20 protein-coding genes and 1 pseudogene are annotated in these 20133 nt (G+C 61.5%); 6 read left to right on the plus strand and 15 right to left on the minus strand.

Annotated elements, in window-relative coordinates; genetic code table 11:
* The first annotated feature begins 41 nt into the window (after positions 1-41).
* On the plus strand, positions 42-965 hold the full coding sequence (gene tagQ / locus G7025_RS01980; protein WP_181076249.1) for a type VI secretion system-associated lipoprotein TagQ: 924 nt from the start codon (positions 42-44) through the stop codon (positions 963-965).
* A 124-nt stretch (positions 966-1089) separates the two neighbouring features.
* Positions 1090-1464 carry a hypothetical protein gene (locus G7025_RS01985; RefSeq protein WP_003195530.1) on the plus strand — a complete coding sequence of 125 codons (375 nt, stop codon included), beginning with the start codon at positions 1090-1092 and terminating at the stop codon, positions 1462-1464.
* 115 nt (positions 1465-1579) lie between these two features.
* On the opposite strand, the gene G7025_RS01990 is transcribed toward G7025_RS01985, so the two are convergent.
* The 6 genes from G7025_RS01990 to exbB all read right to left on the minus strand — a co-directional run bounded on the left by G7025_RS01990 (position 1580) and on the right by exbB (position 8397).
* Positions 1580-2980: an aminoacyl-tRNA deacylase and HDOD domain-containing protein gene (locus G7025_RS01990; protein ID WP_181076251.1), complete on the minus strand. Its 1401-nt coding sequence runs from the start codon at positions 2978-2980 to the stop codon at positions 1580-1582.
* A gap of 117 nt (positions 2981-3097) precedes the next feature.
* Positions 3098-5173 carry an ATP-dependent DNA helicase RecG gene (gene recG, locus G7025_RS01995; protein ID WP_181076252.1) on the minus strand — a complete coding sequence of 692 codons (2076 nt, stop codon included), beginning with the start codon at positions 5171-5173 and terminating at the stop codon, positions 3098-3100.
* Between the two features lie 8 nt (positions 5174-5181).
* Positions 5182-6105: a hydrogen peroxide-inducible genes activator gene (locus G7025_RS02000; RefSeq protein ID WP_181076254.1), complete on the minus strand. Its 924-nt coding sequence runs from the start codon at positions 6103-6105 to the stop codon at positions 5182-5184.
* Between the two features lie 142 nt (positions 6106-6247).
* The gene (locus tag G7025_RS02005; RefSeq protein WP_034101489.1) at positions 6248-7000 is read right to left on the minus strand and encodes a TonB family protein; all 753 of its coding nucleotides are present in this window, start codon (positions 6998-7000) and stop codon (positions 6248-6250) included.
* The gene (gene exbD, locus G7025_RS02010) at positions 6997-7422 is read right to left on the minus strand and encodes a TonB system transport protein ExbD (protein WP_017526806.1); all 426 of its coding nucleotides are present in this window, start codon (positions 7420-7422) and stop codon (positions 6997-6999) included. The genes G7025_RS02005 and exbD overlap by 4 nt, the downstream gene beginning before the upstream one ends.
* Positions 7423-7428: 6 nt before the next feature.
* Positions 7429-8397, minus strand: a complete 969-nt coding sequence (exbB, locus tag G7025_RS02015; RefSeq protein ID WP_181076255.1) for a tonB-system energizer ExbB — start codon at positions 8395-8397, stop codon at positions 7429-7431.
* Between the two features lie 191 nt (positions 8398-8588).
* Between exbB and G7025_RS02020 the strand changes: the two genes are divergently transcribed.
* Positions 8589-9440: an SDR family oxidoreductase gene (locus G7025_RS02020; RefSeq protein ID WP_181076257.1), complete on the plus strand. Its 852-nt coding sequence runs from the start codon at positions 8589-8591 to the stop codon at positions 9438-9440.
* Between the two features lie 64 nt (positions 9441-9504).
* On the opposite strand, the gene G7025_RS02025 is transcribed toward G7025_RS02020, so the two are convergent.
* The 6 genes from G7025_RS02025 to G7025_RS02050 all read right to left on the minus strand — a co-directional run bounded on the left by G7025_RS02025 (position 9505) and on the right by G7025_RS02050 (position 14817).
* Complete coding sequence (locus tag G7025_RS02025; RefSeq protein WP_181076259.1) at positions 9505-10248, minus strand: hypothetical protein; 744 nt, start codon at positions 10246-10248, stop codon at positions 9505-9507.
* Between the two features lie 56 nt (positions 10249-10304).
* Positions 10305-10685, minus strand: coding sequence for a RidA family protein (locus G7025_RS02030; protein WP_003176922.1), 381 nt, complete (start codon positions 10683-10685; stop codon positions 10305-10307).
* Positions 10686-10725: 40 nt separating this feature from the next.
* Positions 10726-12831: a bifunctional GTP diphosphokinase/guanosine-3',5'-bis pyrophosphate 3'-pyrophosphohydrolase gene (spoT, locus tag G7025_RS02035; protein WP_181076261.1), complete on the minus strand. Its 2106-nt coding sequence runs from the start codon at positions 12829-12831 to the stop codon at positions 10726-10728.
* 60 nt (positions 12832-12891) lie between these two features.
* Positions 12892-13155: a DNA-directed RNA polymerase subunit omega gene (rpoZ, locus tag G7025_RS02040; RefSeq protein ID WP_003176920.1), complete on the minus strand. Its 264-nt coding sequence runs from the start codon at positions 13153-13155 to the stop codon at positions 12892-12894.
* A 167-nt stretch (positions 13156-13322) separates the two neighbouring features.
* Positions 13323-13943 (minus strand): guanylate kinase, encoded by a 621-nt coding sequence (gene gmk, locus G7025_RS02045; RefSeq protein WP_181076262.1) that lies wholly within the window; start codon positions 13941-13943, stop codon positions 13323-13325.
* A 10-nt stretch (positions 13944-13953) separates the two neighbouring features.
* On the minus strand, positions 13954-14817 hold the full coding sequence (locus G7025_RS02050) for a YicC/YloC family endoribonuclease (protein WP_181076264.1): 864 nt from the start codon (positions 14815-14817) through the stop codon (positions 13954-13956).
* A 214-nt stretch (positions 14818-15031) separates the two neighbouring features.
* Here G7025_RS02050 and rph point away from each other — a divergent pair, with 214 nt between their 5' ends.
* Positions 15032-15754 carry a ribonuclease PH gene (rph, locus tag G7025_RS02055; RefSeq protein ID WP_034101482.1) on the plus strand — a complete coding sequence of 241 codons (723 nt, stop codon included), beginning with the start codon at positions 15032-15034 and terminating at the stop codon, positions 15752-15754.
* Between the two features lie 22 nt (positions 15755-15776).
* A complete protein-coding gene (locus G7025_RS02060) occupies positions 15777-16145 on the plus strand; it encodes a DUF4870 domain-containing protein (protein WP_181076266.1) in 369 nt (122 codons plus the stop codon).
* Between the two features lie 58 nt (positions 16146-16203).
* Here the strand turns inward: G7025_RS02060 and G7025_RS02065 are convergent, their stop codons facing one another.
* Complete coding sequence (locus tag G7025_RS02065; RefSeq protein ID WP_003195493.1) at positions 16204-16983, minus strand: exodeoxyribonuclease III; 780 nt, start codon at positions 16981-16983, stop codon at positions 16204-16206.
* Between the two features lie 82 nt (positions 16984-17065).
* On the opposite strand from G7025_RS02065, the gene pyrE reads away from it, so the two are divergent.
* The gene (gene pyrE / locus G7025_RS02070; RefSeq protein ID WP_181076267.1) at positions 17066-17713 is read left to right on the plus strand and encodes an orotate phosphoribosyltransferase; all 648 of its coding nucleotides are present in this window, start codon (positions 17066-17068) and stop codon (positions 17711-17713) included.
* 62 nt (positions 17714-17775) lie between these two features.
* On the opposite strand, the gene argB is transcribed toward pyrE, so the two are convergent.
* Both argB and G7025_RS02080 read right to left on the minus strand, forming a co-directional pair.
* Positions 17776-18681: an acetylglutamate kinase gene (gene argB, locus G7025_RS02075; RefSeq protein WP_003176913.1), complete on the minus strand. Its 906-nt coding sequence runs from the start codon at positions 18679-18681 to the stop codon at positions 17776-17778.
* A gap of 18 nt (positions 18682-18699) precedes the next feature.
* A pseudogene (locus G7025_RS02080) lies at positions 18700-20121 on the minus strand (phosphomannomutase/phosphoglucomutase); the annotation flags it as partial.
* Between the last annotated feature and the right edge of the window lie 12 nt (positions 20122-20133).

The raw sequence follows: 20133 nt of genomic DNA on the forward strand, positions 1-20133 counted from the left end.
GGCCGTGCTGGGCAAGTCAAACTTAGAAGAGAACACAACTTATGCTTTTTTCCCGTAAGGCGGTTTCCAAGCGTCACCTGCTGCTGATCGCAGCCGGTTTCAGCACCGTGCTGACAGGTTGCGCCACGTCGCCAGCCTCCAAGGTCGCGTCCAGCACCAAGGTCGAGTATTACCCGAGCTGCTACGAGCCGGTGCAGCACCTGCGTGCGACCGATTCGGACATGACCAAGTCGGTTGTGACCGGCGCGGCCATCGGTGCCGCCGGCGGTGCACTGCTCGGCGTGTTGAGCGGTGACAAGGAAAAACGTGGCCGTAACGCGGCCATCGGCGCTGCCGGCGGTGCCCTGGCCGGCGGCGCGGCGGGTTACTACACCGAGCGTCAGAAGCAGATTGCCGACGACAACCAGCGCATTGCGTCCTACGCGGCTGACGTCAACAAGAGCGCGTCCGACATCGACCGCAGCACCGCCTACGCCAAAGCGTCGCAGCAGTGCTACCAGAGCGCGTTCACCAAGCTCGTCGCGGACCGCAAGGCCAAGACCGTCAACGACACCGAAGGCCGCAAGCGCCTGGCGGAAATCGTCGCCGGCCTGAAGGAATCCAACGACCTGATCGTGGCAGTCAACGGCAAAGCTGCTGAAGACCTGAACAACTACACCCAGGCCTACGAGAAAGACCTGCAACAGGTGGGCGTGCAGCGCAACGACGTGGTGACGGTGGCCACCGCCGATACCACCCCGGTCGTTGCTCCGACCAAGGGCAAGAAGGCTGTCAAACCGGCCAAGAAACCGGTATTGCCGGTGGTGCCGAAAGAAGCCGTCGCGACCGAGAAAACCCTGCAGACCGCGCAGACCAAGCAAGCTGAAAGCAAGCAGGTCGCCAACGCCGGTAAGGCACAGATCGAAGGCACCTGCCGCGATCCAAACCTGGCCGACTGGGCGCCGGTGCCTTGCCCTAACGTTTAAGTAACATGTTGCTATAAGCGTTAAACGCCAGCCGATCTCCCGCTAAAGCGTGAGATCGGTGGCGTTCTTCCGGCAAATCGCTACACTGCTGCGGCCATTCAATAATTACACCGAGGCCGTGTGCATGAAATTTCGTCTTCTGTTGTGGGTGCTGGGCCTGATGATGGGCAAAGCCAGCCGCACCAACCCTGCCTTTCAGCAACAGCTGGGTGACAAAGACCTGGCGTTTCAGTTGCAGACCCTCGACGGCAAGGTTGCCCGTCACTTCATTGTTAAAGACCAGCGCATCACCAGCCGTTCGGGTGTTCACCCGGCGCCGGCGTTTGCCATTGCCTTTAAAGATGCCGCCTACGGCTTCGCCACGATGCAGGCGAAGAATAAGCAACTGGCGTTCATGACGGGGATTCAGGACAAGTCGATCCAGATCAAGGGCAACCCGGCGCTGGTGATCTGGTTCCAGGGCTTGACCAAGTACTTGAAGCCGAAGAAAAAGAAGTAGGGCTTTTCAGCTAGGCCGAGTTGGATTCATCGGGGGCAAGCCCCCTCCCACATTTGGAATGCATTCCTATGTGGGAGGGGGCTTGCCCCCGATTGCTATATGACAGGCGCCACATTCAAGCCTGAGTGAATTGCGAGGCCAATTCGCGCAGCAAGACTTCGGCGTCCAGTACTTTACCCACCACTTCGTCAGCTTTGTCCCGGCTCAAGCCCAGACGCTCAAGCAGCGCATCCGGGATGGTTTCGTCCGGCCCGGAACCGATCCCCCGGCTGCGCAGCAGGCACACGGCCAGGCACACCAGGTTCGGGTACTCGGCGTAGTTGCCGTCGTAGGTCGGGTCATGCTGAAAACGCAGGGCCGTGGACAGTTCGTCCGGCATGTCCCAATAGCGCATCAGCCAGGCGCCGATCTGCTCGCGGCTGATGCCCAGCAGGTGCTGCTCCACATAGCTGTGGCACAGATGCGGGTTGACTTCCAGATGCCGACAGATCAGCGAGAAGTGCGGCGGGAATACGTGGGCCAGCAGCAGATAGCCGAAGTTGTGCAGCAAGCCGGCCAGGTAAGTCAGGCCGGCTTCAGGGCGCTGCGCCCTTGGCATGGCGCGGGTCAGGCCTTCGATCACGGCGGCGGTGTAGATCGATTGATGCCAGTACGGCGTGGCCTGGTGTGGGTTGTCCTTGGGCAGGCTCAGGGTTTTGCCCAGGGCCAGGCCGAGCGCCAGGTTGATCACCAGATCGAAACCCAACACGCGCACGATAGCGTCTTCCACGGAGCGGATCTTGCCCGGCGACGCGTAGTACGGCGACGCGGCCCAGCTCACCACTTGCGCCGCCAGGGCGGGGTCGGTTTCCACTACGCCGGTGATGTCGTCGATGGTCGCGTTGGGGTCGACCCGCAGCTTGATGATCTTCTGCGCGGTGTCGGCCAGCGGCGGAATCTCGATGGTTGCTTCCAGGCGTTGCTGGATACGGCGCGCAGTGAAGGCCTGCATCGCCTGGGTGATTTCCTCGCGGTCATCATTGGGGCGGTCGAGGTTCGGGCGAATGTTGCTCAGTGGCTCGCCGAACTGCGCGGCGCTGGCCTTGGTGAGCAGGGTCTTGAAGGCTGCAGTGTCGATTTGCAGCAACAGCCCGGCTTCGCCCGAATGCACCAGCAGGCTCGGTTGATTGAGCAGGCTGCCTTCATACAGACAGGGCGAACTGGTGAGCGGCGGCAGGCCTGGCAGCAGGCTCAGGTTGTGTTTATCCAGCATGCGCTTGACGCGCTCCGGCGCCACGGCGGTGAGGCGACGGCCGGTGAGTTCGGCGAGGCGGTTGAGGTCCAGTAACTGGCTCTGCGGGAACAGCACCATCAATGCGCCCACCGCATCTTCGAGCAGCACGGCCTGGACCTTTTGCGCAGGATTCAGGCCCGGTTGTTCGGCGACTTCCGTGTAGCTGACGGCTAGCTTGGCGAGCAGGTCCCGAATGACCGGCGGAGCGGTCAGTGGGGCTGTGGCGTGGGCAACTTCTGACATGGCCTGATCCAATTTCGTACAGTCATCGAAGTATAACCAGCTTGGTACAAGTGTTGGTCGGATAAGTGCTGTTTGTGACCAGGTTGGTGATCCGCGACGGTTTTTCCTTCGACAGCGTTAAACCTGGCCGTATTGCTGGCCGTGTCGCAGCCAGCGGTCCAGCAACGGGCTGACGTGATCCGGCCAGCGCTCCAGCAGGGCTTGGGCGGCATCGCGCACGGCGGGCAGCAGGTCGGCGTCACGCATCAGATCGGCTACCTTGAATTGCAGCAGGCCGGTCTGGCGGGTGCCGAGCATTTCACCGGGGCCGCGCAGTTCGAGGTCTTTTTCGGCAATCACAAAACCGTCGTTGGTTTCGCGCATGATGCCCAGGCGCTGGCGGCCGATCTGCGACAGCGGCGGGTGGTACAGCAGCACGCAGTGGCTGGCGGCGCTGCCTCGGCCCACGCGCCCGCGCAGCTGGTGCAACTGCGCCAGGCCCAGGCGTTCGGGGTTCTCGATGATCATCAGGCTGGCATTGGGCACGTCCACGCCAACCTCGATCACCGTGGTGGCGACCAGCAGTTGCAGGTTGCCGGCCTTGAATTCGGCCATCACCGCCGCTTTTTCCGCCGGTTTCATACGGCCATGGATCAGCCCGACCTTGAGCTCGCCCAGGGCGCTGGTGAGGTCTTCATAGGTAGTCTCGGCGGCCTGACAGGTCAGTTCCTCGGACTCTTCGATCAGGGTGCAGACCCAATAGGCCTGGCGGCCTTCGGCGCAGGCACCACGCACGCGTTCGATCACCTCGACCCGCCGCGTGTCGGTGACCAGCACGGTGTTGACCGGCGTGCGGCCGGGCGGCAGTTCATCGAGGATCGAGGTGTCGAGGTCGGCGTAGGCGCTCATCGCCAGGGTGCGCGGGATCGGCGTGGCGGTCATGATCAGTTGGTGCGGGCTCATGCGCCCGCCCACGCCTTTCTGGCGCAGGGCCAGACGCTGTTGCACGCCGAAGCGGTGTTGTTCGTCGATGATCACCAGGGCCAGGTTCTTGAACTGCACTTCGTCCTGGAACAGTGCGTGGGTGCCCACCACCATCGGTGCGCCAGCGGCGATCTGCTCCAGCGCGGCGGCGCGGTTCTTGCCCTTGAGCTTGCCGGCCAGCCAGGCGACTTCCAGGCCCAGCGGCTCCAGCCAGCGCTTGAAAGTGATGAAGTGCTGTTCGGCGAGAATCTCGGTAGGCGCCATCAGCGCCACCTGGTAACCGGCTTCCAGCGCCTGCAGCGCGGCGAGGGCGGCGACCACCGTCTTGCCTGCGCCGACGTCGCCCTGGATCAGGCGCAGCATGGGTTCCTGCTGGCTGAGGTCGTAGGCGATTTCGTTGCCCACGCGCTGCTGGGCGCCGGTCGGCGCAAACCCGAGGTTGGCCAGGTATTGCGCGGGCAGGCGCGTGGCCTTGGGCATTGCCGGCGCGCGCAGCGAGCGCATGCTTTCGCGCAGGCGTTGCTGGGACAGTTGGTGGGTCAGCAGCTCTTCGAAGGCCAGGCGATGCTGGGCCCAATGATGACCCAGGGCCAGCTCGTCCACGTCGGCGTCGGCGGGCGGGTGATGCAGGTAGCGAATCGCATCGGCCAGCGGCGCCAGTTGATAATCGCGGGCCAGCTCCAGGGGCAGCCAGTCCGGCAGGCTGGTCGGGCCGAGCATCGTCAGCGTCTGCATGCACAACTGGCGCAGGCGCTGTTGAGTCAGGCCTTCGGTGAGCGGGTAGATCGGAGTGAGGGTGGTGTCTACCGGCGGCGGTTCGTCGCCGGTGATTGCACGGTATTCCGGGTGGTAGATTTCCAGGCCCGAGGCGCCGGGGCGGGCTTCGCCGTAACAGCGCACGCGAGTACCGCGTTTAAGGCCTTCTTTCTGTGCATTGCTGAAATGGTAGAAGCGCAGGCTAAGGCCGCCGGTACCATCCTGCAGGCGCACCACCAGGCTGCGGCGCTTGCCCATCACCACGTCGGCGCCGCTGACCGTACCTTCGACCACCGCGTCCTGTCCAGGGCGAAGCTGGCCGATGGGCACCACGCGAGTGCGGTCCTGATAACGCAGGGGCAGGTGGAACAGTACGTCCTGGAGGTTCTCCAGGCCGACCTTGGCCAACTTCTCGGCCATGGCGTCCCCGACACCCTTGAGTGCCGTCACCGACACCTGCGACAGCTCAGTCATACGACGGATCAGCTCGCGGCGGCAGGCGGCTTGGCCACCGAGCACAGGCGGACCGAGTCGGCGAGGATCTCAATCGCCTTGGGCCGTGGGAAACTGGCGCGCCAGGCGATCGCCACGGTACGGAACGGCACCGGTGGCGTCAGTGGGCGCACTTCGATCACGCCAGGGGCGTAATGATGGCTGTCCACCGCCGACAACGGCAGGATCGAGATGCCCAGGCCCGAAGCGACCATGTGGCGAATGGTTTCCAGGGAGCTGGATTCCACCGTGGTGTGCTTGGCGCCGTCGTTGCCTTTGGTGAGGGTCGGGCAGGCTTCCAGCACCTGGTCGCGGAAACAATGGCCTTCGCCGAGCAGCAGCAGGCTCTTGTCGTTGAGCAGAGCGGCGTCGATGGTGGCTTTTTTGGTCCACGGGTGGGAAGCGGGCATCAGCACCTGGAACGGCTCGTCGTAGAGCTGCAGGGTGAGCACATCCGCTTCGTTGAACGGCAGGGCGATGATGATTGCGTCCAGCTCGCCGTTGCGCAGTTTGTCGCGCAGTACGTGGGTGAAGTTTTCTTCGATATACAACGGCATCTGCGGCGCGACGCGGTGCAGTTGCGGGATCAGGTGCGGAAACAGGTACGGGCCGACGGTGTAGATGGCCCCGACCTTGAGCGGCGCGGTGAGCTGGTTCTTGCCGGCCTGGGCCAGCTCGCGAATGCTTTGCGCCTGTTCCAGCACCTTCTGGGCCTGGGCGACGATACCTTCGCCTACTGGCGTGAGGCGCACGGCGCTCTTGCTGCGCTCGAAAATCAGCACACCGAGTTCGTCTTCAAGCTTTTTCACGCCCACCGACAGCGTCGGCTGGCTGACATGGCAGCGCTCGGCCGCATGGCCAAAGTGTTGCTCTTGGGCGAGGGTCACGATGTAGCGTAATTCTGTAAGAGTCATAGCGGGCGTCCATGAGGTTGCGAGCCAAGCATACCGGCTGCAATCGATAGACGCACGTTATCAGAAGTTTGTAAGGGATTGAGTGGGAAGTGCCGAGGATTTTGCTGAAAGTGGCGAGGGTTACCCCTCGCCATGCTCATGTTCAGCGACGACGCTTTTCGATGTTGTACACGAACGGTGCAACGATCTCGATGCTGCCGCTCTTGACCATATCGGCCGGCGGTTTGGGCAGCGGCTGGGCACGACGGATCATGTCCAGAGTGGCGCGGTCCAGGTCGGCGTTGCCGGAGAGCCCCACCAACTCGTACGACAGCACATTGCCTTCAGCGTCGACCACGAACTTCAGGCGGTTCAAGCCTTCCTTGCCACGTGCCTGCGCGCCTGGCGGGTACTTCTTGTATTTCTGCAAATGCGCCAGCAAGGTGCCTTCCCAGGACGCCTTGGCCGCGAGCTGTTGCGGCGACGGCCCCGGAGCAGGCTGTGCCGATTTCTGCGGTGGCGCCTGGGTCGGCGGCGTATCGCTCGGCGGCTCCTCGGACGGTTTCTCCTTGGGTGGCTCGGGCTTTTTTTCCACCGGCTTGGGCGGCTGGGGTTTGGGCTTGGGCTTGACCGGCTTGGGCACCTGGATCGTCGGCTTGGGCGCCTCGGCCATTTTCGGCAGCGGCAACTCTTCCACCGGCGCGGGCGGTTGCGGCGGCGTCACCACCTTCGGCGGGGCCGGCGGTGGTGGTGGCGCAGGCGCAGGCGCCAGGTCGATGACCATGGCCGCCGGCGGCAATTGCACCGTACGCGGCGCCGACCAATGGAGTGCGATGGCAATCGCGATGGCATGCACGCCCAGCACGACGGCGAGGCTGGTGCCATAACGCGTCAGTTTGTGGCGCGTCGTGATCATTTCTTGGCTGCCGTCTCAAGTCCAACCAGGCCAACCTTGAGGTAGCCGGCCGCGCGCAGGGCATCCATCACGCTCATCAGATCGCCGTAGTCCACGCCTTTGTCAGCCTGGAAGAAGATCGTCGTGTCTTTCTTGCCTTGGGTCTTGGCGTCGAGCACCGGGCCCAGGGTTTCGGTCTTGACTTCTTCTTCACCCAGGAACAGGCGTTGATCCGCCTTGACGCTGAGGAAGATCGGCTTTTCCGGGCGTGGCGCCGGTTTGGCGCTGGAGGCGGGCAGGTCGACCTTGATGTCCACAGTTGCCAGCGGTGCGGCCACCATGAAGATGATCAGCAGCACCAGCATCACGTCGATAAACGGCGTGACGTTGATTTCGTGGTTCTCGACGAGTTCGTCGTCGCCTTGATTCAAATGCAGGCCCATGGCCGATTACCCCACTTTCACCATGTGCGGTTGCGAGCTGCGCTCGGTAGGCAGGTGATCGAGGTCGCGGCTGACCAGCAGCAGAACCTCCGCCGACGCGTCCGATACCTGAGCCTTGTAGCCGGCAATCGAACGGGCGAAGACGTTGTAGATCACCACCGCAGGAATCGCGGCAACCAACCCGAGGGCGGTTGCCAGCAAGGCTTCGGCGATGCCGGGGGCAACGACGGCGAGGTTGGTGGTCTGGGTTTTGGCGATGCCGATGAAGCTGTTCATGATGCCCCACACGGTGCCGAACAGACCGACGAACGGCGCGGTTGAACCGATGGTCGCCAGCACGCCGGTGCCGCTGCTCATGTTGCGACCGCAGGCGGCCACCAGGCGCTCCAGGCGGAACGCTACGCGCTCCTTGATGCCTTCTTTTTCGCGGGTGTTGGCCGACAGGCGCATCTCTTCCAGCGCATCGTGCACCAGGGTATTGGCCAGGGTGCCTTTCTTGGTGGCGCTTTCGCTGGCTTCCTTGAGGGTGGCGGCCTTTTTCAGATGGACGATTTCAGTGCGCAGACGGCGCTTGGCGCCCAACAGCTCGAAGCCTTTGGCAATCCAGATGGTCCAGGTGATGATCGAGGCAATGGCCAGGCCGATCATCACGGCCTTCACTACCACGTCTGCGTTCTGGTACATGCCCCATGGCGACAGGTCATGGGCCATGCCCAGGGTGTTGTTCTCTTCAAGCACTACGCCGGTGTCGTCCGCGGCCGCTGCGGCCGGATCGGTGGCGGCCGGCGCGGCAACCGGTGCAGCCGGTGCGGCGGCGCTCTGCTCGGCGGCAGTGGGCGTGGCTGGCGCGGTGGCGTCGGCGAATGCGGCGGTCGGTGCCAGCAGAACGCTGAACAGCACCGCAGCAATCGCGCGCCAGGCGCGGGAAGGACTGTGAGGCTTGGTTGGCGAAGCGGGGGTTGTATTACGTGTCATGCTGGCCGGACCTGAGAGAAAGAATGAGTGATTGTCCTGCCAGACCCTGAGCAAGGGTCGAGGACAAATGGGCGGTCATTATTGCAAGTAATTCTTGTTAACAGAAGTAATACAGTAACTTTATTTGCCGTTTTTCTGGCCGTCGGTCAACCGGCAGCGCTAACCTAGACCTTTCGATACGGAGTTTTATGATGTCCGCGCCTTCTGTTGTGATTGTCGGATGTGGCGATGTGGGGAGTCGGTTAGCCAGCCAATTGCTCGCCTCGGAATGGGAGGTGCATGGTCTGCGGCGTGACATTTCGCGCTTGCCCGACGGAGTGATCGGCATTGCCGGCGACCTGTTCAAAAAGGACTGCCCGGACACCTGGCCGATCGGCGCAGTGGATTACCTGGTGTATTGCGCTGCCGCGACCGATCACGATGAAGCCGGCTATCGCGCGGCGTACGTGCAAGGGTTGCAGCATGTGCTGGAGTGGCTCGGCGATTATGGCCAGCAACCCAAACATCTGCTGTTTGTGTCCAGCAGCAGTGTGTATGGGCAGCAGAACGGCGAGTGGGTCGACGAAACGTCTGAAACTCAGGCCAAAGGCTACTCCGGCCAGATCATGCTCGAAGCCGAGCAGGTCGCCTTGAACAGCGGCATTGCGGCCAGCATCGTGCGGTTGACCGGTATTTATGGCCCTGGCCGCGAATGGTTGCTGACCCAGGTGCGCAAGGGTTACCGGGTGGCGGTCGATCCGCCCTTATATGGCAACCGGATCCACGCGGATGATGCGGCGGGCTTGCTCGCATTCCTGCTGCGCCATGTGGAGCAGGGCGGTTCGCTGGATAAGGTCTACATCGGTGTGGACGACGCGCCGGCGCCGCTGGCCGAGGTGGTGGCCTGGTTGCGCGATTACCTGGGCGTGACGCAGTGGTCCGACGAGGCGAGCGTGCGGCGTGCGGGGAGCAAGCAATGCAGTAATGCGCGCATCAAGGCCTTGGGATGGACGCCGACATACCCGACGTATCGGGAAGGCTACGCGGCGATCCTCAAGGGCTGAAACACGGTCTGAAAATGGTGGGAAGGGGTTTGCCCTCTCCCACATTCACTTTCATTCAGGGCGGTTATTGTTTTTCCAGCAGCCATTGGCGAGGGCCCGGCGTAAACGAAGGTACTTCGTCCGCCTGCGCCGTATTGACCGCCTGGAAAATCTCCAACTGCTTGTCTTTGCGCATGAAAATCCAGGGGTTGCCCTGACCATTGAGTTGCAGCCAGATGCTGTCATAGCCGCCGCTCATGGAAGCGCAATCGCCGGCCAGGCACAGTGAATACCGATCGACCCTGGGCAGGCCGACAACCTTGCCATCGGCCTGGAACTGCACGATGGCGCCGTTGCCGAAGCCGTCGGTGATCTTCCAGTCGCCGCCCAGGTAGGCGGCGTACAACGCCCGTTCGAAGTTGGCGCCCAGTGGCGCGCCTTCCGGGGCGGGGTCCTTGGCGCGAGCGAACAATTGCTCGGGCTCGTTATCGTTGGCCACCTGCAGCAGTTGCTTGCCTTTGCGCTTGAGTTCGGTGGCGGAGCTGCCGTAGAAGCCTACGCTCCAGGCGCCGGATTGTTCCGCAAGCAGTTTGCCTTCCGCCACTTCAAAACCGTTGTAGTAGCGCGCTTGGGAGGCCTTGGTATTGACCTCCCATTCCAGATTCGGGCCGAAGCTTTGCAGCGCTTCACGCAAAGGGCCGCCCTTGGCTGCCGCATCGATGGCGGCCTGGTTGATCCAGGTACCGCTTACATCCTGATCGGCGGGGTTGCTGGCGCAGCCGCCGAGCAACAGGGCGAGCAATGAAGAGGCTACAAGCGCTTTGCGCATGATGAAATCCTTTTAAAACGAAGTCGGCGCAGCCTGTGGGGGCTGCGCCGGGTGTTTTACTCGATGACCAGAATCGCGTCCATCTCAACCTGCGCGCCCTTTGGCAGAGCTGCCACGCCGATGGCGGCGCGGGCTGGGTAAGGCTGTTCGAAGTACTTGCCCATGATCTCGTTGACCTTGGCGAAGTGGCTCAGGTCGGTGAGAAAGATGTTCAGCTTGACGATGTCCTTGAACGAACCGCCGGCGGCCTCGGCCACGGACTTGAGGTTTTCGAAGACTTGCACGGTCTGGGCTTCGAAGCCTTCCACCAGTTCCATGGTCTTTGGGTCCAGTGGGATCTGGCCGGACATGTAGACGGTGTTGCCTGCCTTGATTGCCTGGGAGTAAGTACCGATGGCGGCCGGGGCTTTGTCGCTGGTGATAACAGTCTTGGTCATGAATGACTCCTTGTAATAGGCAGTGGCGGGGTATGACGCACTAGGCACGCATGCGGGTGATGCGGATGACTCCCGTCAAGGCGCGCAGCTTCTTGATCACGCGGGCCAGGTGCACGCGATCGTGCACGCTGACCACCAGTTGGACCACGCTGATGCGACCATCGCGTTCGTCCATGCTGATCTTCTCGATGTTGCCGTCGGCCGCATTGACGCTGCTGGCCAGCAGAGCGATCAGGCCGCGCTGGTGTTCCAGCTCTACGCGCAGCTCGACATTGAACTCGCCGGTGACATCCTTGGCCCACGAGAGCTGGATGCATTTTTCCGGGTTGTGGCGGATTTCGGAGATGTTGCGGCAGTTGTCCAGGTGCACCACCATGCCTTTGCCGGCGGACAAGTGGCCGACGATCGGATCGCCCGGGATCGGTGTGCAGCATTTGGCGTAGCTGAGCACCAGGCCCTCGGTGCCGCGAATCGCCAGTGGGCCTTCCGGGCTTGGCAGTTGTTCGCCTTCGCCCAGCAGGCGGCGGGCGACCACATAGGCCATGCGGTTGCCCAGGCCGATGTCTTCGAGCAGGTCTTCGATGGTTTCCTGGCGATATTCGTGAAGCATCGCCTGCACGCGCTCCTGGGGAATTTTGTCCAGGGCGCTGTCGAAGCCGTTGAGCACCTTGTTCAGCAGGCGTTCGCCCAGGCTGATGGACTCGGAACGGCGCTGCAGTTTGAGAGCATGGCGAATGTGTGTGCGGGCTTTGCCGGTGACCACGAAATTGAGCCATGCCGGATTCGGGCGGGCGCCCGGTGCGCTGACGATCTCTACGGTGGAGCCGCTTTGCAGCGGCTCCGACAGCGGGGCCAGGCGCCGGTTGATCCGACAGGCTATGCAGCTATTGCCCACATCGGTGTGCACCGCGTAGGCGAAATCGACCGCTGTGGAGCCCTTGGGCAGCTCCATGATCCGGCCTTTGGGCGTGAACACGTAGACCTCGTCCGGGAACAGGTCGATTTTCACGCTTTCGATAAATTCGAGGGAGTTGCCCGCGCGTTGCTGCATTTCCAGCACGCCTTTGACCCACTGGCGAGCACGGGCGTGGGTGCCCTTGGGCTGTTCGTCGCCACTGGATTTGTACAGCCAATGGGCGGCGATGCCGTTGTTGGCCATCTCTTCCATTTCCCGAGTGCGGATCTGGATCTCGATCGGCACGCCATGCATCCCGAACAGCGTGGTATGCAGCGACTGATAGCCGTTGGCTTTGGGAATGGCGATGTAGTCCTTGAAGCGGCCGGGCAGGGGCTTGTACAAATTATGTACAGCGCCGAGTACGCGGTAGCAGGTATCCACCTTGTCGACGATGATCCGGAACGCATACACGTCCATGATTTCGTTAAAGGCCCGACGTTTGCCGCGCATCTTCTTATAGATGCCGTAGATGTGTTTCTGTCGGCCACTGACCTCGCCTTCGATCTCGTCAATCGCCAGGCAATGGCTCAATGACTCTTCGATCTTGTTGACGATTTCCTTGCGGTTGCCTCGGGCGCGCTTGACCGCCTGGTAGATGCGCGCCGAACGCATCGGGTGCATCGCCTTGAAGCCGAGGTCTTCGAACTCGATGCGAATGGCGTGCATGCCCAGCCGGTTAGCGATGGGGGCGTAGATTTCCAGGGTTTCCTTGGCGATGCGCCGGCGTTTTTCGCCGGACAGCACTTCCAGCGTGCGCATGTTGTGCAGCCGGTCGGCCAGCTTGACCAGGATCACGCGGATATCGCGGGCCATGGCCATGGCCATCTTCTGGAAGTTTTCCGCCTGGGCTTCGGCCTTGGTCTCGAAGTTCATCTGGGTCAGTTTGCTGACCCCGTCGACCAGTTCGGCCACGGTTTCGCCGAACTGGGAACTGAGCGCTTCCTTGGCGATACCGGTGTCTTCGATCACGTCATGCAGCATCGCGGCCATCAGGCTCTGATGGTCCATGTGCATGTCCGCAAGAATATTGGCCACCGCAAGAGGATGGGTGACATACGCCTCGCCACTGCGGCGGCGTTGGCCGTCGTGGGCTTGTTCGGCGTAGAAATACGCTCGGCGGACCAGATTGACCTGGTCTGGGCCGAGGTAGGCCGATAAGCGATCGGCGAGGGCGTCTATGCTCGGCAAAGTGTGAACTCCTGCCGATGGCTGTGACCCCGCGCCGTGCTACGTCGACCAGGCATAGGCTTAGACGGCCTCGTTGGACTCGTCCTCGAACGCTGCGAACAGCGGTTCGTCTTCAACGATTTCGGCGTTGGCGATGAACTCGTAGCTCATCAGGCCCTCGGCGATTTCACGCAGGGCGACAACGGTCGGCTTGTCGTTTTCCCACTGGACCAGGGGCTCTTTGCCGCCAGTGGCCAGTTGACGGGCACGCTTGGTAGAGAGCATGACCAGCTCAAAGCGGTTATCCACGTGTTCTAGGCAGTCTTCAACGGTTACGCGGGCCATGGTATTCCTCGGAGCGAATGCAAGATGCGCGCTGCCCGGTTGGGCGAGCGGACTGAGCAGTTTAAAAAATCACCAGCGTTTAGGGAAGCGCTGATTTTTCGCGGAACTTCGCCAAACCGCTGCAAGCGCCAATGTAAAGCCCTTGCAGGGGTTTTGGGAAGCGTCAATCAGCCGAGCAATTCGGCCAGTAATTTGCCAAAACGCTGCTGTTGCCGCTTCTGCTGGAGCTGATTGGCACGGAAAATCGCCTTCAAGTCATCCAGCGCGTGGGAAAAATCGTCGTTGATAATCAGGTAATCGTAGTCGACGTAGTGGCTCATTTCGCTGACCGCCTCACGCATACGGCCGTCGATGATCTCGTCGCTGTCCTGGCCGCGATTGGTCAGGCGCTGGTGCAAGGCTTCCAGCGAGGGCGGCAGGATAAAGATCGAGCGCGCGTTGGGCATCAATTTGCGCACCTGCTCGGCGCCCTGCCAGTCGATTTCCAGAATCAGGTCGTGGCCTTCGTCCAGGGTCTGCTGCAGGTGGCTTTGCGAGGTGCCATAGAGGTTGCCGAACACTTCGGCACGCTCCAGGAAGTCACCGTGTTCGATCATCTTCACGAACTCGGTGCGCTCGACGAAGTGATAGTGCACGCCATTCACTTCACCCGGGCGCATGGCACGAGTGGTGTGGGAAACCGAGATGCGGATTTGATCGTTGGTGTCGGTCAGGGCCTTGACCAGACTGCTCTTGCCCGCGCCCGAAGGGGCGGAAATGATGTAAAGGGTGCCGGTGCTATGGGTCATGGAGGTTGCCTTACTCAATATTCTGTACTTGTTCGCGCATCTGCTCGATCAACACTTTGAGGTTGACCGCCGCCTGTGTGCTGCGCGGATCGAAGGCTTTGGAGCCCAGTGTATTGGCTTCGCGGTTGAGTTCCTGCATCAGGAAGTCCAGGCGCCGACCAGCGGCACCGCCGGACTTGAGTACGCGGCGCACTTCCAGGATGTGGGTACTCAAACGGTCGAGCTCTTCGGCAACGTCGCTCTTCTGTGCCAGCAGCACCATTTCCTGCTCAAGGCGCATCGGATCGAGGTCAGCCTTCATGTCGGCGAAACGGTCGAGCACCTTCTGGCGCTGTGTGGCGAGCATCTGTGGCACCAGGTCGCGTAGGATCAGCACATCCTCCTCGATCGAGGTCAGGCGCTCGTTGATCAGGCGCGCCAGCTCGGCACCTTCACGCTCACGACCGGCCTTGAGCTCCTTCAAGCCCAGGTTGAACAGGGCGAGGGCCTCGGCATTGAGGGCCTGCGGGTCGGCAGCGTCGGCCACCAATACACCGGGCCAGGCCAGCACTTCCAGAGGGTTGAGCGGGGCCGGCCGCTGGATCAGGCCGGCAATGGTTTCGGCGGCGGCGACCAGTTGTGCCGCGCGGTCGCGGTCGACCTGCAGCGGTTTGCCGGCAGTTTCTTCGGTAAAGCGCAGGGTGCATTCCAGCTTGCCGCGGGAAATGCCCTGGCGCAGCGCTTCGCGCACGGCGCCTTCGAGGTCGCGGAACGACTCCGGCAGGCGCAGGTGCGGCTCCAGGTAGCGGCTGTTGACCGAGCGCAATTCCCAGCTCAGGGTGCCCTGGACGCCGGCTTTTTCGACGCGGGCGAAGGCGGTCATGCTGTGCACCATGCGGGTACCTCGCGTTGCAGTCCCGCGATCACGGGCTGATGGGTAAATGAAGCAGGCAGGCTGCGAAGGCGCAGGATTGTAGCGCAGTGGGACGAATGCGCCCAAACAAAGGGCGACGGGCCGAGCATTCGTAACTGAATTTTTAGAAGTGCCCCGAAGCGGTTCGCGGCTCTATAATGCCCGGCAGTTTTCGTCCTCAGTACAGGTATCCCCTATGAAACGTCCAAGTGGTCGCGTTGCCGATCAGCTCCGCTCGATCCGCATCACCCGCAACTACACCAAACACGCCGAGGGATCCGTACTGGTCGAGTTTGGCGATACCAAGGTCATCTGCACCGTCAGTGTCGAAAATGGCGTGCCGCGTTTCCTCAAGGGTCAGGGCCAGGGCTGGTTGACCGCCGAATACGGCATGTTGCCGCGCGCGACCGGCGAGCGTAACCAGCGGGAGGCCAGCCGAGGCAAGCAGGGCGGTCGTACCTTGGAAATCCAGCGCCTGATCGGTCGCTCCCTGCGCGCCGCCCTGGATATGTCCAAGCTGGGCGACGTGACCCTGTATGTCGATTGCGACGTAATACAGGCCGACGGCGGTACTCGCACCGCGTCCATTACCGGCGCCATGGTGGCCCTGGTCGACGCCCTGAAAGTGATCAAGAAGCGTGGCGGCCTCAAGGCCGGCGATCCACTCAAACAGATGATTGCCGCGGTGTCGGTCGGTATGTACCAGGGCGAGCCTGTGCTGGACCTGGATTACCTGGAAGACTCTGCCGCCGAAACCGACCTCAACGTGGTGATGACCAGCACCGGTGGTTTCATCGAAGTGCAGGGCACCGCTGAAGGCGCGCCATTCCAGCCGGCCGACCTGAACGCCATGCTGGCCTTGGCCCAGAAAGGCATGAGCGAAATTTTCGAACTGCAGAACGCCGCCCTGGCCGACTGAAACCGCCTCAAGGAGAAGCGCCATGAATGACAGCCAAATGCCGGTACCTACGCCTTCCTACGAGGTTCGGCAGAGTGCAATGTTGTGCCACCTCGCGGCGTTCCTCGGGTTTGTGTTCCCTTTCGGCAGTGTCGTGGGGCCGCTGATCCTGTGGCAGATGAAGAAGGAAGTGGACCCGTTCATCGACGATCAGGGGAAGGAAGCCTTGAACTTTCAGATCACCGTGGCTATCGCCTGGTTGGTCTGCATCGTGCTCGCGTTCGCCGTGATTGGGTTTTTCCTGATGATGGCCCTGGCGATTGCCACGGTGGTGCTGACCATCATCGGCGGCATCAAGGCCAACAACGGCATCGCTTATCGCTATCCGCTGACCTGGCGTCTGGTTAAATAATGACCGCCCACAAAAAAACCGACAGTGATGTCGGTTTTTTTGTGCCTGGAAAAAGACCTTAGATGGTCAGTGTCCAGTCGTAGTCCACGATCAACGGCGCATGCTGCGAGAAACGCGGCTGGCGCGGCAAGCGCGCGCTGCGAACGAACCGGCGCAGACCTGGGGTCAGCAGCTGGTAGTCGAAACGCCAGCCCAGGTTGAGCATTTCGGCCTGTTCGTTGTCCGGCCACCAGCTGTACTGGTCGCCTTCACGGCTGACTTCGCGCAGGGCATCGACATAACCCATGTTGCCGACAATCTCGTCCATCCAGGCCCGCTCCGGCGCCAGGAAGCCTGGAGATTGCTGGCTGTCGCGCCAATTCTTGATATCCAGCTTCTGTTGCGCCACGTACAGCGAGCCACAATAAATGTACTCGCGACGTTTGCGCCGCTGCTTATCCAGGTAACGGGCGAAATCGTCCATTAGCTTGAATTTCTGGTTCAAGTCTTCATCGCCGTTCTGCCCTGATGGTAGCAGCAAGGTCGCGATGCTGACCTTGTCGAAATCGGCTTGCAGGTAGCGCCCGTAGCGGTCGGCTGTCTCGAAGCCGAGGCCGCTGATGACCGCCTTGGGTTGCAACCGCGAGTACAAAGCCACGCCACCTTGAGTGGGCACTTCGGCATCGCAGGCATAAAGGAAGTAGCCATCCAATTGGAAGGCTGGGTCGTCCAGTTCAAAGGCGGAGGCGCGGGTATCCTGCAGGCAGATGACGTCGGCATTCTGGGCTTGCAGCCAACTGAGCAAACCACGCTCGACTGCAGCCTGAATACCATTAACGTTCACACTGATGATCCGCATAAATGGCCCCAAAAATCGCGTGCGTGTATGATACACGCCGTCTACCTAATTAGCTAAATCCGTGGTATCTGAGGCTTTTTTCATGCAGGCGTATCAACGCGATTTCATTCGTTTTGCCATCGATCGCGGGGTTTTGCGCTTCGGTGAGTTCACCCTCAAGTCCGGGCGCACCAGCCCGTACTTCTTCAATGCCGGCTTGTTCAACTCCGGTTCCGCCCTGGCGCAGCTGGGTCGTTTCTACGCGGCGGCCATCGTTGAAAGCGGTATTGCCTTCGACGTGCTGTTTGGCCCTGCCTACAAAGGCATCCCTTTGGCTGCCGCTACGGCCGTGGCTCTGGCCGAGCATCATGGGCGCGATTTGCCGTGGTGCTTCAACCGTAAGGAAGCCAAGGCCCATGGCGAGGGCGGCAGCCTGGTAGGCGCGCCACTGACCGGTGATGTGCTGATCATCGACGACGTGATCACTGCCGGCACGGCGATCCGTGAAGTGATGCAGATCATCGCGTCCCAGGAAGGCGCCAAGGCCGCCGGTGTGCTGATCGCACTGAACCGCCAGGAGCGCGGCAACGGTGAATTGTCGGCGATCCAGGAAGTGGAGCGCGATTTCGACATTCCAGTGGTAAGCATCGTGTCGCTGAACCAGGTGTTGCAGTTCCTGGAAGATGATCCGCAGCTTAAGCAGCACTTGCCTGCTGTTCGTGCATACCGCGAGCAGTTCGGCGTTCAGTAATCGCCGAACCATTAAAAAGCCCCGCTCAATCAGGTTGAGCGGGGCTTTTTGTTGTCAGCGGTTTAAGGACGCTTGCGATTACTGATCAGCGTGCCCACACCGGTATCGGTGAAAATTTCCAGCAGGATCGCATTCGGCACCCGGCCATCCAGGATCAGCGAGCTGCCAACCCCGCCCTGCACGGCCTCCAGTGCACAACGGATCTTGGGCAGCATGCCGCCGTAGATGGTGCCGTCGGCGATCAAGTCGTCCACTTGCTGGGTGGTCAGGCCGGTCAACACCTTGCCTTGCTTGTCCATCAGGCCGGCGATGTTGGTCAGCAGCATCAGCTTTTCAGCCTTCAGGGCCTCGGCCACCTTGCCGGCCACCAGGTCGGCGTTGATGTTGTAGGACTCACCGTTGGCACCTACGCCGATTGGCGCGATCACCGGGATGAAGTCGCCTTTGACCAGCAGGTTCAGCAGATCGGTATTGATGCCGATCACTTCGCCCACCTGACCGATGTCGATGATTTCCGGCTGAGTCATTTCCGGCGTCTGGCGGGTCACCGTCAGTTTTTTCGCGCGGATCAGCTCCGCGTCCTTGCCGGTCAGGCCGATGGCGCTGCCGCCGTGACGGTTGATCAGGTTAACGATGTCTTTGTTTACCTGGCCGCCGAGGACCATCTCCACGACGTCCATGGTCTGCGCGTCAGTGACGCGCATGCCATCGATAAAGTGACTCTCGATCGACAACCGCTTGAGCAGGTCGCCGATTTGCGGGCCGCCGCCATGCACGACCACCGGGTTGATGCCCACCGCCTTCATCAGCACGATGTCGCGGGCGAAGCCGGTTTTGAGCTCGTCGCTTTCCATGGCATTGCCGCCATACTTGATCACCAGCGTCTTGCCGACGTAGCGTCGAATGTAAGGCAACGCTTCGGACAGGACCTTGGCGGTGTTGGCAGCGGCTTCGCGTTCGAGGGTCATTCAGGGCTCCGGTAAAAATCAGAACGGTAATTGGAGATCAGGGGCAACACGTTTCAACTGGGCGTGGAACACGTCCTTGATGCGCTGCAACTCAGCCTCGGTATCCGCCTCGAAACGCAGCACCAGCACCGGTGTGGTGTTGGAGGCGCGAACCAGGCCCCAGCCTTTGGCGTAATCGACTCGCACACCATCAATGGACGTCAGGTTGGCGCCTTCACCCCATTGCGCATCGTGCAGAGCGTCAATGATGCTGAATTTGCTCTCCTCGGTCACATGGATATTGATCTCTGGCGTGGAAATATCGTTCGGGAAGGTCTGAAACAGCTCTTCGGCGGTGGATTTTTCCTTGCTGAGGATCTCCAGCAGGCGCGCGGCGCTGTAAATGCCGTCGTCAAAGCCGAACCAGCGTTCCTTGAAGAACACGTGGCCGCTCATTTCGCCGGCGAGCAGGGCGCCGGTTTCCTTCATTTTCTTTTTGATCAACGAGTGACCGGTCTTCCACATGAGCGGGCGACCGCCATATTCCTTGATCAGCGGCGTGAGGCGGCGGGTGCACTTCACGTCAAAAATGATCTCGGCGTTGGGGTTGCGCTTGACCACGTCGCGGGCGAACAGCATCAGCAGGCGGTCGGCGAACACGTTTACGCCGGTGTTGGTCACCACGCCCACACGATCGCCATCGCCGTCGAAGGCCAGGCCGACGTCAGCGCCGGTTTCCTTGACCTTGGCGATCAGGTCCACCAGGTTCTCAGGTTTGCCCGGGTCCGGGTGGTGATTGGGGAAGTTGCCGTCCACGTCGCAGAACAGCGGGACGACCTGGCAGTTCAGGGCTTCGAGCAATTGCGGGGCGATTACACCGGCCGCGCCGTTGCCGCAGTCCACCACCACTTTCAGGCGGCGCTCCAGTTTGACGTCGCCGGTGATTTCATCGGAGTAGCGCTGCAGGATGTCGACCTTGGTGATGCTGCCCTGACCGCTGGTCAGGTCATTGGTTTTAAGGCGTGTGTGCAGGGCCTGGATCTGTTCATTGGCCAGGGTGTCGCCGGCAATGACAATCTTGAAGCCGTTGTAGTCCGACGGGTTGTGGCTGCCAGTGAGCATTACGCCAGACTTGCCGGCCAGGACGTTTGCCGCGTAGTACAGCGCCGGTGTCGGCACCAGGCCCACATCGCTGACATGGCAGCCGCTGTCGGCCAAGCCCTGGATGAGTTGCTCCACCAGCTCCGGACCGGACAAGCGCCCATCGCGGCCGACGCAGACATTGGGCTCGCCTTGGGCCAGACTTTGGGCACCGATGGCGCGGCCAATCCAGTAAGCGGTTTCGGCGGTCAGGGTTTTGGGTACGACGCCGCGAATATCGTAGGCGCGAAAAATGCTGTCTGGGAACGTCGGGGCTACACGGGCTGCGGTACTCATCGCGGGGGGAAACTCCATCTGAAGGGGGGGCAAGGC

This window comes from Pseudomonas lurida (genome assembly GCF_013522705.1).
Taxonomy (GTDB): domain Bacteria; phylum Pseudomonadota; class Gammaproteobacteria; order Pseudomonadales; family Pseudomonadaceae; genus Aquipseudomonas; species Aquipseudomonas quebecensis.

Excerpts from the sequence above, each read along its gene's own strand:
- rpoZ (WP_003176920.1), bottom strand. The coding sequence starts at position 13,155 with ATGGCCCGCGTAACCGTTGAAGACTGCCTAGAACACGTGGATAACCGC.
- tagQ (WP_181076249.1), top strand. The coding sequence starts at position 42 with ATGCTTTTTTCCCGTAAGGCGGTTTCCAAGCGTCACCTGCTGCTGATC.
- G7025_RS02065 (WP_003195493.1), bottom strand. The coding sequence starts at position 16,983 with ATGCGGATCATCAGTGTGAACGTTAATGGTATTCAGGCTGCAGTCGAG.
- G7025_RS02005 (WP_034101489.1), bottom strand. The coding sequence starts at position 7,000 with ATGATCACGACGCGCCACAAACTGACGCGTTATGGCACCAGCCTCGCC.
- G7025_RS02000 (WP_181076254.1), bottom strand. The coding sequence starts at position 6,105 with ATGACTCTTACAGAATTACGCTACATCGTGACCCTCGCCCAAGAGCAA.
- G7025_RS02020 (WP_181076257.1), top strand. The coding sequence starts at position 8,589 with ATGTCCGCGCCTTCTGTTGTGATTGTCGGATGTGGCGATGTGGGGAGT.
- G7025_RS02060 (WP_181076266.1), top strand. The coding sequence starts at position 15,777 with ATGAATGACAGCCAAATGCCGGTACCTACGCCTTCCTACGAGGTTCGG.
- gmk (WP_181076262.1), bottom strand. The coding sequence starts at position 13,943 with ATGACCCATAGCACCGGCACCCTTTACATCATTTCCGCCCCTTCGGGC.
- G7025_RS02025 (WP_181076259.1), bottom strand. The coding sequence starts at position 10,248 with ATGCGCAAAGCGCTTGTAGCCTCTTCATTGCTCGCCCTGTTGCTCGGC.
- exbB (WP_181076255.1), bottom strand. The coding sequence starts at position 8,397 with ATGACACGTAATACAACCCCCGCTTCGCCAACCAAGCCTCACAGTCCT.
- exbD (WP_017526806.1), bottom strand. The coding sequence starts at position 7,422 with ATGGGCCTGCATTTGAATCAAGGCGACGACGAACTCGTCGAGAACCAC.
- recG (WP_181076252.1), bottom strand. The coding sequence starts at position 5,173 with ATGACTGAGCTGTCGCAGGTGTCGGTGACGGCACTCAAGGGTGTCGGG.
- G7025_RS01985 (WP_003195530.1), top strand. The coding sequence starts at position 1,090 with ATGAAATTTCGTCTTCTGTTGTGGGTGCTGGGCCTGATGATGGGCAAA.
- pyrE (WP_181076267.1), top strand. The coding sequence starts at position 17,066 with ATGCAGGCGTATCAACGCGATTTCATTCGTTTTGCCATCGATCGCGGG.
- G7025_RS02030 (WP_003176922.1), bottom strand. The coding sequence starts at position 10,685 with ATGACCAAGACTGTTATCACCAGCGACAAAGCCCCGGCCGCCATCGGT.
- G7025_RS02050 (WP_181076264.1), bottom strand. The coding sequence starts at position 14,817 with ATGGTGCACAGCATGACCGCCTTCGCCCGCGTCGAAAAAGCCGGCGTC.
- rph (WP_034101482.1), top strand. The coding sequence starts at position 15,032 with ATGAAACGTCCAAGTGGTCGCGTTGCCGATCAGCTCCGCTCGATCCGC.
- argB (WP_003176913.1), bottom strand. The coding sequence starts at position 18,681 with ATGACCCTCGAACGCGAAGCCGCTGCCAACACCGCCAAGGTCCTGTCC.
- G7025_RS01990 (WP_181076251.1), bottom strand. The coding sequence starts at position 2,980 with ATGTCAGAAGTTGCCCACGCCACAGCCCCACTGACCGCTCCGCCGGTC.